Raw genomic sequence first — 301 nt, 5'->3', positions numbered from 1 at the left:
AACCCGATCCCGCCGACCATGTGGTCCTATAACAAGGACATCAAGGACGACGCCTACGATCCTGAGCAGGCTAAGAAAATGCTCGACGAGGCTGGCGTCAATGATCTCGAGATGAACATCTGGGCGATGCCCGTGCAGCGGCCCTACATGCCGAACGCACGCCGCACCGCGGAACTGATGCAATCGGATCTCGCCAAGGTCGGCGTGACTGCGAACATCGTCTCCTACGAGTGGGGCGAGTATCTGAAGAAGTCGAAAGATCCGACCCGTGACGGTGCGGTGATCCTCGGCTGGACCGGCG

1 protein-coding gene is annotated in these 301 nt (G+C 59.8%); it reads left to right on the top strand.

Features of this window, described 5'->3' with window-relative positions:
- Positions 1-301: ABC transporter substrate-binding protein (locus tag B3D39_RS14710; RefSeq protein WP_286789838.1), on the top strand; the 301-nt coding region annotated here is incomplete at both ends.

The organism is Thioclava sp. UBA3469 (assembly GCF_002378135.1).
GTDB classification, from domain to species: domain Bacteria; phylum Pseudomonadota; class Alphaproteobacteria; order Rhodobacterales; family Rhodobacteraceae; genus Thioclava; species Thioclava sediminum.
The sequence above is the reverse complement of the archived record's forward strand: the minus strand, read 5'-3'. Positions and strand labels throughout refer to the sequence as shown.